The 15,109-nt window shown below is 68.0% G+C and carries 16 protein-coding genes; 8 read left to right on the top strand and 8 right to left on the bottom strand.

Going from position 1 to position 15,109, the window contains the following annotated elements; genetic code table 11:
* Positions 1–22: 22 nt before the first annotated feature.
* Entirely contained in the window at positions 23–592 is a 570-nt protein-coding gene (locus KQ304_RS04785) for a thioredoxin family protein (protein WP_259735969.1), read from the bottom strand.
* An 84-nt stretch (positions 593–676) separates the two neighbouring features.
* Here KQ304_RS04785 and KQ304_RS04780 point away from each other — a divergent pair, with 84 nt between their 5' ends.
* On the top strand, positions 677–1,210 hold the full coding sequence (locus KQ304_RS04780) for a hypothetical protein (RefSeq protein WP_399228454.1): 534 nt from the start codon (positions 677–679) through the stop codon (positions 1,208–1,210).
* 6 nt (positions 1,211–1,216) lie between these two features.
* On the opposite strand, the gene KQ304_RS04775 is transcribed toward KQ304_RS04780, so the two are convergent.
* Genes KQ304_RS04775 through KQ304_RS04765 form a run of 3 tightly spaced genes read right to left on the bottom strand, consistent with a single transcriptional unit; the run spans position 1,217 to position 3,254 of the window.
* Positions 1,217–1,906, bottom strand: coding sequence for a 4'-phosphopantetheinyl transferase superfamily protein (locus KQ304_RS04775; protein ID WP_259735968.1), 690 nt, complete (start codon positions 1,904–1,906; stop codon positions 1,217–1,219).
* Entirely contained in the window at positions 1,903–2,352 is a 450-nt protein-coding gene (locus KQ304_RS04770) for a hypothetical protein (protein ID WP_259735967.1), read from the bottom strand. The genes KQ304_RS04775 and KQ304_RS04770 overlap by 4 nt, the downstream gene beginning before the upstream one ends.
* 2 nt (positions 2,353–2,354) lie before the next feature.
* Positions 2,355–3,254, bottom strand: coding sequence for an FAD-binding domain-containing protein (locus KQ304_RS04765; protein WP_259735966.1), 900 nt, complete (start codon positions 3,252–3,254; stop codon positions 2,355–2,357).
* A gap of 92 nt (positions 3,255–3,346) precedes the next feature.
* Between KQ304_RS04765 and fabI the strand changes: the two genes are divergently transcribed.
* Entirely contained in the window at positions 3,347–4,129 is a 783-nt protein-coding gene (gene fabI, locus KQ304_RS04760) for an enoyl-ACP reductase FabI (protein WP_259735965.1), read from the top strand.
* Between the two features lie 15 nt (positions 4,130–4,144).
* On the opposite strand, the gene KQ304_RS04755 is transcribed toward fabI, so the two are convergent.
* The gene (locus KQ304_RS04755) at positions 4,145–4,765 is read right to left on the bottom strand and encodes a carbonic anhydrase (RefSeq protein WP_259735964.1); all 621 of its coding nucleotides are present in this window, start codon (positions 4,763–4,765) and stop codon (positions 4,145–4,147) included.
* 86 nt (positions 4,766–4,851) lie between these two features.
* Here KQ304_RS04755 and hisB point away from each other — a divergent pair, with 86 nt between their 5' ends.
* From hisB to KQ304_RS04740, 3 genes are all read left to right on the top strand, one after another.
* Complete coding sequence (gene hisB, locus KQ304_RS04750; RefSeq protein WP_259735963.1) at positions 4,852–5,499, top strand: imidazoleglycerol-phosphate dehydratase HisB; 648 nt, start codon at positions 4,852–4,854, stop codon at positions 5,497–5,499.
* 61 nt (positions 5,500–5,560) lie between these two features.
* A complete protein-coding gene (locus KQ304_RS04745) occupies positions 5,561–7,090 on the top strand; it encodes a carotenoid oxygenase family protein (protein WP_259735962.1) in 1,530 nt (509 codons plus the stop codon).
* Positions 7,087–7,572, top strand: coding sequence for a DUF1499 domain-containing protein (locus KQ304_RS04740; protein ID WP_259735961.1), 486 nt, complete (start codon positions 7,087–7,089; stop codon positions 7,570–7,572). Before KQ304_RS04745 ends, KQ304_RS04740 begins: the two co-directional genes overlap by 4 nt.
* A 3-nt stretch (positions 7,573–7,575) precedes the next feature.
* Here KQ304_RS04740 and KQ304_RS04735 read toward each other — a convergent pair whose 3' ends face one another.
* The gene (locus KQ304_RS04735; RefSeq protein ID WP_259735960.1) at positions 7,576–7,740 is read right to left on the bottom strand and encodes a Nif11-like leader peptide family natural product precursor; all 165 of its coding nucleotides are present in this window, start codon (positions 7,738–7,740) and stop codon (positions 7,576–7,578) included.
* 34 nt (positions 7,741–7,774) lie between these two features.
* The gene (locus KQ304_RS04730) at positions 7,775–8,905 is read right to left on the bottom strand and encodes a DUF389 domain-containing protein (RefSeq protein WP_311133886.1); all 1,131 of its coding nucleotides are present in this window, start codon (positions 8,903–8,905) and stop codon (positions 7,775–7,777) included.
* A gap of 154 nt (positions 8,906–9,059) precedes the next feature.
* On the opposite strand from KQ304_RS04730, the gene KQ304_RS04725 reads away from it, so the two are divergent.
* Together KQ304_RS04725 and KQ304_RS04720 are read left to right on the top strand one after the other, a co-directional pair.
* Entirely contained in the window at positions 9,060–9,974 is a 915-nt protein-coding gene (locus tag KQ304_RS04725; protein WP_259735959.1) for a mechanosensitive ion channel family protein, read from the top strand.
* 57 nt (positions 9,975–10,031) lie between these two features.
* Positions 10,032–11,699 (top strand): mechanosensitive ion channel family protein, encoded by a 1,668-nt coding sequence (locus tag KQ304_RS04720; RefSeq protein WP_259735958.1) that lies wholly within the window; start codon positions 10,032–10,034, stop codon positions 11,697–11,699.
* On the opposite strand, the gene KQ304_RS04715 is transcribed toward KQ304_RS04720, so the two are convergent.
* Positions 11,684–13,294 (bottom strand): mechanosensitive ion channel family protein, encoded by a 1,611-nt coding sequence (locus KQ304_RS04715; RefSeq protein WP_259735957.1) that lies wholly within the window; start codon positions 13,292–13,294, stop codon positions 11,684–11,686. The genes KQ304_RS04720 and KQ304_RS04715 overlap by 16 nt on opposite strands.
* Positions 13,295–13,428: 134 nt before the next feature.
* Here KQ304_RS04715 and KQ304_RS04710 point away from each other — a divergent pair, with 134 nt between their 5' ends.
* Positions 13,429–15,096 carry a mechanosensitive ion channel family protein gene (locus KQ304_RS04710; protein WP_259735956.1) on the top strand — a complete coding sequence of 556 codons (1,668 nt, stop codon included), beginning with the start codon at positions 13,429–13,431 and terminating at the stop codon, positions 15,094–15,096.
* Positions 15,097–15,109 lie beyond the last annotated feature (13 nt).

Below are 15,109 nucleotides of genomic sequence, written 5' to 3'. Positions count from 1 at the left end.
CAACCTTAAGCCCCCCCAAGGGTCAGGCCCAGGCCGGCTCCAGTCCCGGGTGCCACTTGATATTGCAACCGATTGCAGGCTTCTGCTCCCGCTCCAGTGGTCGCCCCGCCAGCAGCGAATCAAGGGCCGATCTCAGGTCGGCGCCATCGGGCGGCTGGCTGTTGCCCGGGCGGCTGTCATCGAGCTGGCCGCGGTACACCAGCCGCTGGTCGGCATCGAACAGAAACAGATCCGGAGTGCAGGCCGCCTTGAACGCCTGGGCCGCGTTCTGCTCCGGATCCAGCAGGTAGGGGAAGCTCCAGCCGCAGCGGCGGCGCTGCTCCGCCAGCTGCTGCGGCCCGTCCTGGGGATGGGTGATCAGGCTGTTGCTGGCGATCGCCAGGATCGTGATCCGGTCGCTGTAGTCGCGATCGATCCGGCTCAGCTCCGCCTCGATGTGTTTCACGAAGGGGCAGTGGGCACAGAGGAACAGCACCAGCAGGGGCCGTGGTGGCAGCCCGTTGCTGCTCACCAGCTCCCCATCGCTGCTCTCCAGCGCGAAACCGGGCAAAGGATGCTCCAGCGGCAGCATCGTCGAGGGAGTCAGGGCCATGGATCGACCGTTGCTGCGCTGAACACTGAAGTGATTGTGGCGTCCACGGCCGCGGCGGGACCAAGGCAGGATCCCCCCACCCGCATCCCGCCCTTGGCCCGGCCCCCCCACCGTCCGGCATCCCTCCTGCTGGCGCTGGCTGCCCTGGCGACGTTGACGGCCGTGGCCGCCTGCGTGCCCGCTGCCCGCCGCCCCTCCTGGCGCCTCTTTCCCCTGCAGCGGCAGCAGCCCCACGACGGCCTGGCGGTGGTCAGCCAGCCCGATGGCTATGGGCTGCACATCTGGCTCGAAACCGACACCCGCCGCACGGGTTACTGCCGGCCCCGCTGGCTGCCGGATCCGGCGCGGCTGTTCAACGGCAACGGCGACCACCCGTTCAGCTCCGGCCTGGCCAGCCGCGAGGAGTTCTTCGCCGCCGTGGCCCGCCGCGATGTGCGCCGGGCCCTGCGCAGGGAACTGGAGGCCCTCTGCCTCAGCCGCGCTCCGCGCAGCAGCTGGGAGTGGATCGAGCCACCCCGTCATCCCTCCCAGGTGAAGGTGGAGAAGCTGCCGATGCTCGAAGAGGAGGATCTGCTCCTGGATCCCGACACGATCCGTGAGCAGGAGAACCAGCCCTAGGGAGGTTCAGAGCAGGGCGAGGCTGCCGCTGTAGCCCGCCGGCAGCTGCAGATCGTGCAGCTCCAGGCCTGGTGGTGGTGGGGCGCCGGCTGCGGCCAGACCGAGTCCCGTCGCTTTCAGCCCCGCCTCCAGGCGGCACCAGTGCTGCAGGAAGCCATCGAGCTGCTGCTCCACCGGCAGCGCCTCGAGGGCCCCAAGGCAGCCACTGGACAGGTGGCGCCTGGCGATCGGCCGCCAGTTCAGCCCCGGCCGCTGCCGCTCCACATCCACCCCCACCGGCCGCTCGGGGTGGAGGGCCAGCAGCACCAGCTCGCCCGAATGGGCCAGGTTGAACTGCAAGGTGCTCTGGCCGTTCAGCCCCTCCTCCAGGGCCGGTTTGCCCTGGGGCCCGAGGCGGAAGCGCAGGGCGGCGGGCTCCAGCCCCAGCGCCTGCCCCAGCTGCAGCCGCAGCAGGCCCCGGCCCAGCAGGAAACGATCCCGATCGGCCGGCTGGCGCCAGCGCTGCAACCGCTGGTGTTCCTCGGCCGGCAGCAGCGCCAGCAACTCCTGCCGCCGCTGGGGTGTGAGCCAGCTCAGCGCCGCCCACCAGACCGTGGCCGGCAGCCCGGGCTGCTCCAGCCGCCGCGGCGCGGCCAGGGCGGGGTCGCCGGGGGTGATGGGGCCGCGGAGGACGGTGGCTTCGCTGGGATCGATCACGAGAACGTGTCTGTCTCGGCGCGATCCGGCCGCAACCTGGGCCCGGCCAGCTTCCAGTAGCGGCTGAAACGGCGCAGATCCACCGGCTGCGGCAGCACCACGAAGGGTTCCGGCTCCAGCACCTGCAGGGGCAGGGAGGCGGCCACGCCGGCGGCGATCTCCCCCAGCTGCGGGTCCACCCAGGCGCTGGTCACCACCCCATCGGCCCGGTGACGGGCGGCGAAGGCCAGCACCTCCTCGGCCCCATCGCCCTGGCGGATTGTGACCGGTAGCTCCAGCAGGCACTCGTAGAGGAAGACGATCCGCTGGAGACTGATCGGCCCGGCGTCGCCCGCCAGCAGCCCCGGCTCGAAGACGAACAGGGCCGGCTGGCCCGGATGGGCCTGCAGGGCGGGATTGGCCGGACCCAGGGCCTCGGCGTGGATCCAGAGCACCGGGCGCTCCATGCTCAATTCGCCTCGCCCTGGGGCGCGGCGAACAGCTGGGCCTGCAGGGCCTCGTAGCTGGCCTCGAAGGGACAGGCCGCCGCGGCCGGGCAGCCCGGGCAATGGCGCCCTGCGCCGAAGCGCTCCAGGTTGGCGCGGTTGAAGACGTAGGGCTTGGAGCTGAAGCTGCTGGCCACCCACTGCCAGCTGAGGTTGTTGCTGGCGGGATCGCCATCGAGCAGGTGGCGCAGGAACCAGCGGGCCCCCGCCTGCCAGCGCACCCGGCGCCAGTGCACCACGTAGGCAGCCAGCCACATCCGGGCGTGATTGTGCAGCCAGCCGTGCTCGATCAGCTGGCGTGCGAAGGCATCGATGCAGGCCAGGCCCGTGCGGCCCTGGTCGATGTCGCCGGGCAACCCGGGCGCGTAGGCCGCCTCGGGGTGGCCGGTCTTGAGCGGCTCCAGGTTCTCCCAGAGGCCATCGCCCAGCCGGACCCAGAGCCGCTGCCAGTAGTCGCGCCAGGCCAGCTCCTGCAACAGCTTCTCGCTCACGGGCTCCGGCCCTCCGGTCATGCGTTGCTGCACCAGATCACGCACCTGCGCCAGGCTCACCACCCCGTGGCGGATGTAGGGGGAGAGGCCGCTCACGGCACCATCGAGGTGGTTGCGGCTGGAGGCGTAGCGCACCGGATCAAGGGCCTCCAGGCCTGCCAGAGCCGGCTTCGAGCCCCCCCGGATCGGGCTGGCGCCACCGCTGGCCTCGGGGAACCGTGCCGCCAGCTCCTGCACCAGGGCCTCGCGGCCTGGGAACCGGCGCGGCAGATCGCCGCTGTGCCCGGGCCAGCCCAGGGGCATGCCGGCGAGGTCCGTGGCGCTGGGCTGATCGGAGGCCGTCGGATCTGGCAGGGGAGCGGGTGCTGTCATCGGCTGATGCGGGATGGGCTGGCTCGGGGCTGCCGGAAGCGGTAGAGGAGAATCCCCCCACTGTCCCCTGGCCGGTCCTCGGCATCTCCCCCATGCTCCTCGATCTGCGCGGCAAGAAGGCCCTCGTCACGGGCATCGCCAACAACCGCTCGATCGCCTGGGGCATCGCCCAGCAGCTGGTGGCTGCCGGCTGCGAGCTGGGGGTCACCTACCTGCCGGATGAGAAGGGCCGCTTCGAGGCCAAGGTGCGGGAGCTCACCGCACCGCTGAACCCCACGCTGTTCGAGCCGCTGAACGTGCAGAACCCCGCCCAGATCGAGGCGGTGTTCCAGCAGGTGAAGCAGCAGTGGGGCTCGATCGATGTGCTCGTGCACTGCCTGGCCTTTGCCGGCAAGGAGGAGCTGATCGGCAACTACTCCGACATCAGCCCCGAGGGCTTCGCCCGCGCCCTGGAGGTGAGCGCCTATTCCCTGGCGCCCCTCTGCCGCCACGCCAAGCCCCTGTTCAGCCAGGGGGCCAGCGTGATCACCCTCAGCTACCTGGGCGCCGAGCGCGCCATCCCCAACTACAACGTGATGGGCGTGGCCAAGGCGGCCCTGGAGGCCTCGGTGCGCTACCTGGCCGCTGAGCTGGGCCCCGAGAAGCAGGTGCGCGTCAACGCCATCAGCGCCGGCCCGATCCGCACCCTGGCCAGCTCCGCCATCGGCGGCATCCTCGACATGATCCACAACGTGGAGGAGAAGGCGCCGCTCCAGCGCACCGTGACCCAGGACGAAGTGGGCAGCACCGCCGCCTTCCTGGCCAGCCCCCTGGCCTCCGGCATCACCGGCCAGGTGATCTACGTGGATGCCGGCTACTGCATCAACGGCATGTGAGCGCCGCCGCCCCCCTCACGGTGGGTTGAGCAGCGTCTCCGAGCGCATCGGCATCACCGAACCCATCCAGTCGATGGTGGTGGTGTGCAGGTTGTAGAAGGCGGCCTCCACCTGCAGGCGGCCGCCGCGCATCAGATCGGTGAGCAGCACGCTGGAATCGACCAGGTTGCGGGCGGCGTTGAGGGTGTGGTGGCGGGAGGCCTGGTCGAGGTCGTGGTGGCCGCCGAGGTTGATCAGCTCCATGCGCAACTGCCCCACCAGCTGGGCCAGGCTCGGGGTGAGGGTGAGCGCCGGGTTCAGGGCCGCCTCCACGGCGCCGCAGCGTTCATGGCCCAGCACCACGATCACGGGAACGCCCAGGTGGGCCACGGCGTACTCCAGCGAGGCGATCGCCGCGGTGGTGGAGAGGGTGCCGGCGTTGCGTACCACGAACAGGTCGCCGAAGCCCGTGTCGAAGAGCAGTTCCACAGGCACCCGCGAATCGGCGCAGCCCAGCACCGCTGCAGTTGGGTGCTGACCCGATTCCACTTCGAGCATGCGCTCGCGGCTGCTGTGGGGATGGAGCGATTCACCATCCAGGAAGCGCCGGTGGCCTGCGCGCAGCTCAGTGAGCACCGCCTGGGGACAGTTGTTCAAGCCGCGGCCTGATCGGTGCAGGTGATTGTGGACTGATTCCGGCCTTCGGTTTCGGCATGATTGCTGCAGTTCCGCCCCGTTGCCCCATGTCCTCCCTTCCGGACCTCGATCCCGGCAGCTCCGGCGGCCGCAGCGGCACTGTTCACCGCGCCACCGGTGAAACCGATGTGCGCGTACGCCTGAACCTCGATGGCCGCGGCCGCTGCCGGGTGAGCACCGGTGTGCCCTTCCTCGATCACATGCTCCATCAGCTCGCCAGTCACGGCCTGCTCGACCTGGAGATCAGCGCCGAGGGCGATACCCACATCGACGACCACCACACCAACGAGGACGTGGGCATTGCCGTGGGTCAGGCCCTGGCCCAGGCCCTGGGGAGCCGTAAGGGCATCCAGCGCTTCGGCCATTTCACCGCGCCCCTGGATGAGGCGTTGGTGCAGGTGGTGCTGGATTGCTCCGGCCGCCCCCACCTCAGCTACGGCCTGGTGATTCCGGGCCAGCGCATCGGCACCTACGACACCGAGCTGGTGCGCGAGTTCTTCGTGGCGGTGGTCAACAACTCGGGGCTCACCCTGCACATCCGTCAGCTCGATGGCCTCAATTCGCACCACATCGTCGAGGCCTGCTTCAAGGCCTTTGCCAGGGCCCTGCGCCAGGCGGTGGAGCTGGATCCGCGCCGCTGCGGTGAGGTGCCCAGCAGCAAGGGTGTGCTGGAGCGGGCGGGGGCCCTGGGCTGAGACCGATCACGCCGTCACACTCCGTTACGTGATGATGGTGGTCTCTCTGCGTGAGTGAGCGATGACCATTGCCCCCAGTCGGCCCGAACCCAGCGAGGCCGCTGCCCTGTACAACCGTGCCGACTGGGCCAGTGCCTTCCGCAATGTGGGCAGCGAACTCAGCGCCGTGCCCCTGGCCGCCGCCAGCGGCACCATCCCCACCGAGCTCAGCGGCAGTCTCTACCGCAATGGCCCCGGGCGGCTGGAGCGCGGCGGCCGCTGGGTGCACCACCCCTTCGATGGCGACGGCATGATCACCGCCGTGCGCTTCGAGGCTGGCGCCGCGCAGCTCAGCAACCGCTTCGTGCGCACGGAGGGCTGGCTGGCGGAGGAGGCGGCCGACAAGGTCCTCTATCGCGGTGTCTTCGGCAGCCAGAAGCCCGGCGGCCCGCTCGCGAACGCCTTCGACCTGCGCCTCAAGAACATCGCCAACACCCATGTGGTGCGTCTGGGCGAGAAGCTGCTGGCGCTGTGGGAGGCCAGCTCCCCCCACAGCCTCGATCCCACCAGCCTCGAAACCGAAGGGCTGGAGCTGCTCGGCGGCGTGCTCGCGGAGGGTGAGGCCTTCAGCGCTCACCCTCGCTTTGATCCCGGCCACCACGGCCAGCAGCGCATGGTCACCTTCGGCGTCAAGGCCGGCCCACGCAGCACCATCCGCCTGATGGAGTTCGACGCCAGCCCCGGTGCCGCCGCCGGCACCCTGGTGGTGGACCAGAAGCGCAGCTTCAACGGCTTTGCCTTTCTGCATGATTTCGCCATCACCGCCAACTGGGCGGTGTTCCTGCAGAACGCCATGGGCTTCAACCCGCTCGGCTTCGTGCTCGGCTGGAAGGGAGCCGCCCAGTGCCTCGACTCCAAGCCCGGAGAGCGGGGCCAGTTCTGGTTGATCCCCCGCTCGGGCGATGGCGAGCCGCTGCAGGTGAGCGCCCCCGAAGGGTTTGTCTTCCACCACCTCAATGCCTTCGAGGATCCCAGTGCCGGCACGGCCGGCCAGGTGGTGGTGGATTCGATCTTCTACGACGACTTCCCCACCATCGGCCCCGGCGTCGATTTCCGCGCCGTCGATTTCGAGAGCCTGCCGATCGGTCAGCTCAAGCGCTGCCGCATCGACCTGGCCAGCGGTGCGGTGAGCACGGAGCTGCTGGAGGAGCGCTGCTGCGAGTTCGCCATGGTCAACCCCCAGCGGGTGGGCCTTGAGGCCCGCTACACCTGGATGGCGGTCACCGAGCAGGAGCGCGGCAATGCCCCCCTGCAGGCGATCGAGAAGCTGGATCTGATCAGTGGCGAACGCCGCCTCTGGAGCGCGGCCCCCCGCGGCTTCGTCAGTGAGCCCGTGATGGTGCCGCGCCCGCGGCCGGCGGCTGATCAAGCCGGCGCGGCTGAACCCTGCGCCGAAGACGACGGCTGGATCCTCTGCGTGGTCTGGAACGGGGCCCGCTGCGCCAGTGACCTGGTGATCCTCAACGCCGCTGATCTCAGCGAGCAGGCGGTGCTGCCGATGCCTCTGGCCCTGCCCCACGGTCTGCACGGCAGCTGGGCGGCCGCAGCATGAGAACCACCACTGTTCGCCCCTTCACCCGTCTGGCGCTGATGGGCATCCAACTGCTGGCCTGGCTGCTGCTGCTGGGCCATCCCGGCGCTGCCCAGGCATCCTGGCTGCATTTCTCCGGAGAGCCGCCGGCCGATCTCGGCCTGCTCGATGGACAGCTCAGGCCCTGCCCCAGCCCGGCCCACTGCGCTCGCCAGGACTGGCCGCTGGCCGATCCCCAGGCGGCGCTTGAGCAGCTGGCGCTGCAGCTGGAGGCCACCCCAGCGGTGCAGATCGAAACCAGGCTCGACTCCCCCCAGCTCAGCTATCTGCATGCCACGGCTGAAAGCCAGCTGTTCGGTTTTGTCGATGATCTGGAACTGGCGCTGGATCCCTCCGGCACCGGCCTTCAGGCGCGATCGGAATCCCGCCTGGGCGATTCCGACCTGGGCGTGAACGCCCGCCGGCTCGAGCAACTGCGCCTCAGCCTCGAGCCGGCATCCTGAGCTTCAGCCTCGCTGGTGGCGGCTGAGGGTGGCGGCGGAGAACACGTGGCCGCGCTCCAGGGCGATGGCGGCCACGGCGTTGGCATCGGTGGCCGCTTCCACCCGCTGGCGCAGGGCGGCATCGCCTTCCACTTCGATCAGGAAGGCACTCAGTTGAGCTTTGGACATCGGTGCTGCCTGGGACGGTGCTGACCTCTCCTTGCTACTCCGGCGGCGGCGGCGGCGGCGGCGGTGGCGGCGGCGGTGGTGGTGGTGCCACGGGAGCGGGGGCTGTAGGTGGCGGCGGCGGCAGAGTCAATGTGCCGTCCTCCGGCTCGGGGTTGGGTTCCGCCTCCGGGCCCACCACTTCCACCGCCGAGCGCTCCACCAGCAGGCGGAACCGCAGGCCCTGGCGCTCATTCACCAGTTTCTGCACCGCCGCCACCTGCTTCGGGCTGGGCACATCCGGACGGCTGGCCCGCACCACCACCCGGATCAGGGGCGGATTCTGGTTCCAGTCGATGGTCATGCCATCGAGCTGAGCCTCCTGGCCCAGGGTCACGGTCTCGCGCACCAGCAGGGTCTGGATCGTGGCCTGCAGCTGCCGCTGCAGCGCCTGCTGCCGGCTCAGGCGCACCAGGTCCAGGAAGCTGCTGGTGAGTGGGAGCACCAGCACGGCCGTCAGGGCCAGGCTGATCAGGCTGAGCCGGCTGCGGCGCATGTGGTGGCGCAGCCCCGGTCCGGATTTGGCCAGCACCACCAGGCAGCCGCTGAGGATGCCCAGCAGGTTGGTGAGGTAGAGCAGGCCGGCCCCCAGGGCCAGGCTCCACTGGTCGGCGGAGAGCAGCAGGCCCATCACACACACCGGTGGCACCAGGGCCACGGCGATGGCCGTGCCCGCCAGCGACGACACGGCCTCACTGCGCACCTTGGCGTAGGCGGCGATGCCACCGGCCACCAGGGCGATGCCGAGATCCAGCAGATTCGGTGAGGTGCGCGAGAGCACCTCGTTGCCGAAATCAGGCAACCCGGCCACCTTGCCCAGCAGGAACGAAAGGCTGACGGTGATCAGCGCCCCCACGAACAGGGTCAGCAGCCCCTGCAGCACCTGGGGCAACCGACCGCGCAGGATGCCGAAGGCGGTGGCCCGCAGCGGTGTGATCCAGGGGGCAATGATCATGGCCCCGATCACCACGGCGGCACTGTTGGAGAGCAGGCCGAGGCTGGCGATCAGGGTGGAGCCCAGGGTGAGCACCACGAACACCTGATCCAGCCGGGCGTCCTGCTGAAACTCTGTGATCAGCTGGCGAATGCGCTGTTGCGGCACGGGGCGCCGTGGCGCTCGGGTGCTCAAACCCGCAAGGAGTGGCGGCAGTGCGATGGGCCTGGTGCCGATCAGGGCTGATCACCTTAGGTGGGCTGATCAGTCCGGTCCATGGGCAGAGGCGCGAGGCTGGAGACCCTCCCGTCGTCGGCGTGCCGTGCCAGCGCTGCTTCCCCTCCCCCTGATGGCTGTGTCCTGGTGGCAGGAGCCGGCGATCGCCAAACTGTTGGCAGCCCTGGTGGGCCTGCTGCTGATCGGGCTGGCTGTGCGCCTGGCCCAGCACGTAATCACCCGCAACCTCAAGGATTCAGACAGCCGCTACTACGGCCGCAAGCTGATCACCTTCGCCGGCTATTTGGCGGGGATTCTGCTGGTGTCGATCGTCTACCGCGACCGCCTGGTGGGGCTGACCGTGGCGATCGGCGTGGCCGGTGCCGGCATCGCCTTCGCGCTGCAGGAGGTGATCGGCAGCATCGCCGGCTGGATCGCGATTTCCTTCGGCGGCTTCTACAAACCTGGCGATCGCGTTCAGCTCGGTGGCATCAAGGGAGATGTGATCGACATCGGCATTCTCAGAACAACGATGATGGAGCTGGGTGAATGGGTGGACTCCGATCTCTACAGCGGCCGGGTGGTGCGCATCGCCAACAGCTTTGTGTTCAAGGAGCCTGTCTTCAACTACTCCGGCGACTTTCCCTTTCTCTGGGATGAGATCAAGGTGCCGGTGAAGCACGGCAGTGATCACCGTCTGGCCCGGGCTATTTTGGAGAAAGCGGTGAGGGATCTCTACACCGATGATCTGATGCTCGCCTCCCGCCAGGCCTGGGAGCAGTTGATCCGCCGCTATCTGTTGGAGTCCGCCAGTTTGGAGCCCTCTGTTTCGATGGTGGTGACCGACAACTGGCTGGCCTTCACGCTGCGCTACATCGTGGACTGCAAACGGCGGCGCTTCACCAAGGACCTGCTGTTCACCTCCATCCTTGAAGCATTCGAGGCCAGTGGTGGGCGGGTGGGTATCGCCTCCACCACGGTGCAGCTGGTGCAGGTGCCGCCGCTGGAGGTTCAGCTCAGGGATGGACGGGGGCAGGGCGGAACCTGAGCCGCCGTCGCCACCCCATGGGGCTGCCATGATTCTGGCCTGATCGGTGTTGTGTCCATGGCCCTGGCCCGCGCTTCGGGTTCCACCAGGGCTGTGGGTCGAATGGCTCTGTGGCTGCTGGGCCTGCTGCTGGTCCTTGGCCTGAACTTCACCCCGCTGCTGGCTTCGCCTCAGACCCAGCCGGCCGACAAGCTGCCGAAGCACTGCGCTGTGAAGCCGGAGTGGATCAGGCTGGATGGCCGCCAGGTGCTGGAAGTTCGCTCAGCTCCCGGTGCCCAGCAAGTACCGGTGTATGCCAGGCGCGGCAGCGAAACGCTGCAGCGGTGGGCCAGCGACCTTGCCGTTCAGCCGGATCAGATCGTCGTGCGCGATGAACCCCCGTATGCGCTGATCGGTGTGGAGCGCGGCGAGGTCTTCACCCCCGCCCTGGCGGTGGATGATCGCAGCGCGGCCTGTTTCCAACTCAGCCGTCAGGAGCTGGCCCAGCGTTATCGCGACAATTTGCGCCAGGCCCTGGCCGCCTATCGCCGCGATAACACCCTGGGGTCGTGGCTGCGCGGCACGGCCCTGGCACTGCTGGTGCTCGGGATCTACGTGCTCTGGGTGCGTCTGCAGCAGCGTCTGCGTGACCGCGTCCGCGCCTGGATTGCCGCCCAGGAATCCGGGCTGTTCCAGCTGGCACAGCAGCGCAGCGGCCAGCTGCTGGATTCCGGCCAGATCCGCTCGGTGCTGTTGCTGTTGCTGCAGCTGATCCACTGGGCGCTGCTGCTGCTGGTCAGCTATCTGCTGATTCCGTTGCTGCTGGGCCTATTCCCTCCCACCCAGGTCATGGCCGAGGGATTGCGGGGGCAGATTCTCTCCCTGGTTGCCACGCTGCTGGGCGGGATTGAGGCCATCATCCCCAACCTCTTCGCGATCCTGCTGATCGTGCTGATCGCGGTGCTGGTGGGCCGCTGCAGCAATGCCGTGTTCCGGGCACTGGATCGCGGCCGAATTCGTATCCCCGGTTTTTATCAGGAGTGGGCTCTGCCCACGGCGCGGCTGGCGATGATCCTGATCGTGCTGGCCACCGTGGTGCTGGCCTATCCGTATATTCCCGGCTCCAGCAGCAAGGCCTTCCAGGGGGCGGGGCTGTTGCTGGGGGTGCTGGCGGCCCTGGGATCCAGCGCCATCGCCACCAACATCATCAGCGGGCTGATGCTGATCTACACCCGCGCCTTCCGCGAAGGTGATCGAGTGGAGATCAACGGCACCATCGGTGTGGTGCAGGGCCGTGATCTGCTGGTGACGCGGATTCAGACCCCCCGCAATGAACTGGTGAGCATTCCCAATGCCACGGTGATCTCAGCCTCGATCCTCAATTACAGCTTCTCCCGCCGGGAGATTGCCCAGCCTGTGGCCATGGCTGCCACCATCACCATCGGCTACGACGTGCCCTGGCGCCAGGTGCATGAGCTGATGCTGGCAGCTGCTCGCAGTGTGGATGGCATCACCGATGAGATCAGCCCCTATGTGATCCAGACTTCTCTCAATGATTTCCATATCAGCTATGAGGTCAATGCCTTTGTGCGTGATGTCAACACCTACCGGCAGACCCTCTCTGATCTGCTGGCGGCGTTGCAGGATCAGTTCGCCGCCGCTCAGGTGGAAATTCTCTCGCCGGGATATCACGCGATCCGCAGTGGCCGTGCCAGCACCCTGCCTCCCCCTTACGGCGGCTCCTGATCCTTAGGCTCGGCCCCCTGCTGGGCGGGCGGGGCCGTGGTGCTGGCGAGCAGGGCCTGAAGGGTTTCTTGGCTCAGGTGAAGATCCCTCTGGGGGAAGGGGATGGAAATCCCTCTGTGGCGCAGCACGGCCTCAAGCCGGTAATTCAGATCACTGATGATCTCGTACTGACGCATCGGCTGGTTGATCCACACCAGCAGCGCGAAGTTGAGGGAGCTGTCGCCAAAGCCCTTGAAGAACACTTTGGGTTTGGGATCCGCAAGAATGCCGGCATAGTCGCTGCAGGCCTCCACCAGGGCCTGGCGCACCACGCTGCAATCCGAACCGTAGGCCACGCCGATCGGCAGGATCAGTCTGGAGGTGGGACTGCCGTGACTCCAGTTCACCACCTGGGATTCCAGAAATTCGGCATTCGGCACGATGATCGAAATGCGATCCAGGGTCACCACTTCGGTGCAGCGCAGGCTGATCTTCTGCACGGTGCCCTGCAGTTCGCCGATCTCGACGAAGTCACCCACCTGAATCGGTCGCTCGAAGATGATGATCAGACCACTGATGAAATTCTTGGTGATGCCCTGAAGCCCGAGACCCAGGGCCACGCCGAAGACGCTGGCGAACAGGGCCAGGGAGCTCAGGTCAAGACCCCAGAGCTGAAGCAGCACCAGGGAGCCAATGAACAACAGGGCGTATTGCGCCACGAAGGCGATCGCTTCCTGGGTCCCTTTGCCGATTCCAGTGTATTGCAGGACGCGGTTGCGCAACACCCGTTGCAGCATCCCCAGCCCCTTGGCCAGGGCCAGAAACAGGGTGATCAGCACGATCACATCCAGCACCGAATAGCTGCGTTCCCCCAGGGGCAGGAAGGGGGAGGCCAGGCTGTCGGAGAGGGCGACACGCAACCGTTGCACAGCTGTGCGGCTGACCGGGAAGAGGTCCACCACCGCCGAGGCCACGCCGATCCAAATCGCCGCCTGCAGCGTGCGCAGGAATGCCTTCAGCAGGAAGCCTTTGGAGGTTGCTCTGGCGGCGGTGTCGCTGTCATCGCCCGGCCGCGGCCAGGCCCAGGGGAAGGTGCGCCGAAACAGGGCCCCCAACAGGCGCTGCAGCAGAAAGGCCCCCAGCAGCAGCGCCAGGGAGCGCATCACCATCCGGCGGATGTAGTCGGGTTGGCGCTGGCGGCGTGCCTCCCCCAGGGCCTCCTCCAGCCGTCGCTTCCAGACTTCGGCCTGCTCCTGCAGGCTCACGCCCTCCGGAGCATCCAGTCGGGTCACCGTCAGCAGGGGTTTGCCGTCGAGGCTGATCACCGGCAGGCCGTTGCGCTCCGCCACCTCCAGAGCCGCCGGCCCGGGGTTCTGGGCGGCCCGCTGCAGCGATCCATTGGCCGCCTCCACCCGTTGCTCGGCGCTGTAGTCCTTGGAGGCCCAGACCCGGAACAGGCCGGTGCCATCCACTTCCACCTGGGCCGAGGGGACCTCAGCGGCCGTGGGCGAGGGAGCAGCCAACGACGGGCTCATCGGCAGCAGGCCTGCCAGCAGGCCCACCAGCAGGGCCGCCAGCAGCAGCAGGCGCCGGCGCCCTGGTGGCTTCGCAATCATGGGCGGGGAGGCTCCCCAGGATGGGGGCAACCTACTGAGATTGGCGTGCCCCCTCGGCTTGCCGTGGTGATGGGGGCTGGGTGGCAGCAACATGACGTCAGTGCAATCCAGTTGAGCCAGCTGTGAGGGGTGCCGTGGGGCGATCAGGCGGGCTGAGACGGGGGCTGCGGGCGGCTCTGTGGCTGCTGCTCGCCCTGGTGCTGGCTCTGGGGATGGGGGCGGTGACACCGTCTCCCCTCCAGGCCCAGCAGGAGCCATCGTCTTCCCCGCCCGCCAGCACCAGGCCGGGCTGTGCCGATCCACCCCAGTTCCTGACCCTCGATGGGCGCCAGGTGCTGGAAGTCCGCGCGGCGGTCGGCGCCCAGAGCCCTGCGGGGTTCGTGCGCCAAGCCAACCGGGAGCTGCTCCGCCTGGCCAAGGACCAGTCGTTCCAGCCGGAGAATCTGGCGGTCAGTGATGCCCCGCCGTACACCTTCCTGGTGATCAAGCGGCCTGATGGCAGCAGCGATCGGCTGATGGCCGTCGATGACAAGGCCGGCGCCTGCTTCGGCCTCAGCCGGCAACAGCTGGCCGAGCGCTACCGCGGCGAGCTGGCGGCGGCGATCAGCGCCTACAGACGCAGCAACACCCCCATCGCCTGGATCCAGGGCACCCTGCTGGCTCTGCTGGTGCTGGCCGTCTATCTGGTCTGGCTGCGCACCCAGCTGAAGCTGAACCGGCGGCTGGCCCAGTGGATTGCCCTTGATCAGAACCGTCGCTTGCAGGGCCTGCGCATCGGCTCCAACCAGCTGCTGGAATCCACTCAGGTGCGCCAGATCCTGCAGCTGGTCCGCCGCCTCAGCCACTGGTTCCTGTTGCTGCTGATCAGCTACCTGCTGGTGCCCTTGCTGCTGAGCCTGTTTCCGCCCACGCAGGTCGTCGCCGCTGGCCTGCGTCAGCAGATCCTGCAGGTGATCGAGAACGCAGCAGGCGCTGTGGCCGGGGCGATCCCCGATCTGTTCTGGATCCTGGTGATCATCACGGGCACGGTGCTGGCGATCCGTGCCAGCAAGGCCTGGTTCGCTGCCCTCGATCGCGGCCGGCTGCGCATTCCCGGTTTTCATCAGGAGTGGGCCCTGCCCACGGCACGGCTGGTGACGATCTTCATCTCCCTGGTGGGGGTGGTGCTGGCCTACCCCTACATCCCCGGATCCGGCAGCCAGGCCTTCCAGGGCGCCGGCCTGTTCGTGGGTGCCCTGGCGGCCCTCGGCTCCAGTGCCATCGCCACCAACATCATCAGTGGCGTGATGCTGATCTACACCCGCGCTTTTCGCCTCGGCGATCGCGTTGAGATCAACGGAACGGTGGGGGTGGTGCAGGAGAGGGCGCTGCTGGTGACCCGGGTGCGCACGCCCCGCAACGAACTGGTGAGCATTCCCAATGCCATGGTGATCGGTGCCTCGGTGGTGAATTTCAGCTTCTCGCGCCGGGAGATTCTCAAGCCGGTGGCGCTCTCCACCACGATCACCATCGGCTACGACGTGCCCTGGCGGCAGGTGCATGAACTGATGCTGGCTGCCGCCAACAGCGTGGAGGGAATCACCGGCGAAATCGCCCCCTTCGTGCTGCAGACCTCCCTCAATGATTTCCACATCAGCTATGAGCTGGTGGCCTATCTGGGGGATGTGTCGCTCTACCGCGAAACCCTCTCCGCGATGCTCGCCGCCCTGCAGGATCAGTTTGCGGAGGCGGGGGTGGAAATTCTCTCGCCCGGCTATCACGCCCTGCGCAACGGCAACCCCAGCACCCTGCCCCAGGGCTGACGCCCTGACTGCA

The sequence above is a fragment of the Synechococcus sp. CS-1329 genome (genome assembly GCF_025128055.1).
GTDB lineage: Bacteria > Cyanobacteriota > Cyanobacteriia > PCC-6307 > Cyanobiaceae > Regnicoccus_A.
Note: the sequence above shows the minus strand (reverse complement) of the source record. Positions and strands in the feature narration are given on the sequence as shown.

Excerpts from the sequence above, each read along its gene's own strand:
- KQ304_RS04785 (WP_259735969.1), bottom strand. The coding sequence starts at position 592 with ATGGCCCTGACTCCCTCGACGATGCTGCCGCTGGAGCATCCTTTGCCC.
- KQ304_RS04770 (WP_259735967.1), bottom strand. The coding sequence starts at position 2,352 with ATGGAGCGCCCGGTGCTCTGGATCCACGCCGAGGCCCTGGGTCCGGCC.
- KQ304_RS04765 (WP_259735966.1), bottom strand. The coding sequence starts at position 3,254 with ATGACAGCACCCGCTCCCCTGCCAGATCCGACGGCCTCCGATCAGCCC.
- fabI (WP_259735965.1), top strand. The coding sequence starts at position 3,347 with ATGCTCCTCGATCTGCGCGGCAAGAAGGCCCTCGTCACGGGCATCGCC.
- hisB (WP_259735963.1), top strand. The coding sequence starts at position 4,852 with ATGTCCTCCCTTCCGGACCTCGATCCCGGCAGCTCCGGCGGCCGCAGC.
- KQ304_RS04745 (WP_259735962.1), top strand. The coding sequence starts at position 5,561 with ATGACCATTGCCCCCAGTCGGCCCGAACCCAGCGAGGCCGCTGCCCTG.
- KQ304_RS04740 (WP_259735961.1), top strand. The coding sequence starts at position 7,087 with ATGAGAACCACCACTGTTCGCCCCTTCACCCGTCTGGCGCTGATGGGC.
- KQ304_RS04735 (WP_259735960.1), bottom strand. The coding sequence starts at position 7,740 with ATGTCCAAAGCTCAACTGAGTGCCTTCCTGATCGAAGTGGAAGGCGAT.
- KQ304_RS04725 (WP_259735959.1), top strand. The coding sequence starts at position 9,060 with ATGGCTGTGTCCTGGTGGCAGGAGCCGGCGATCGCCAAACTGTTGGCA.
- KQ304_RS04720 (WP_259735958.1), top strand. The coding sequence starts at position 10,032 with ATGGCCCTGGCCCGCGCTTCGGGTTCCACCAGGGCTGTGGGTCGAATG.
- KQ304_RS04715 (WP_259735957.1), bottom strand. The coding sequence starts at position 13,294 with ATGATTGCGAAGCCACCAGGGCGCCGGCGCCTGCTGCTGCTGGCGGCC.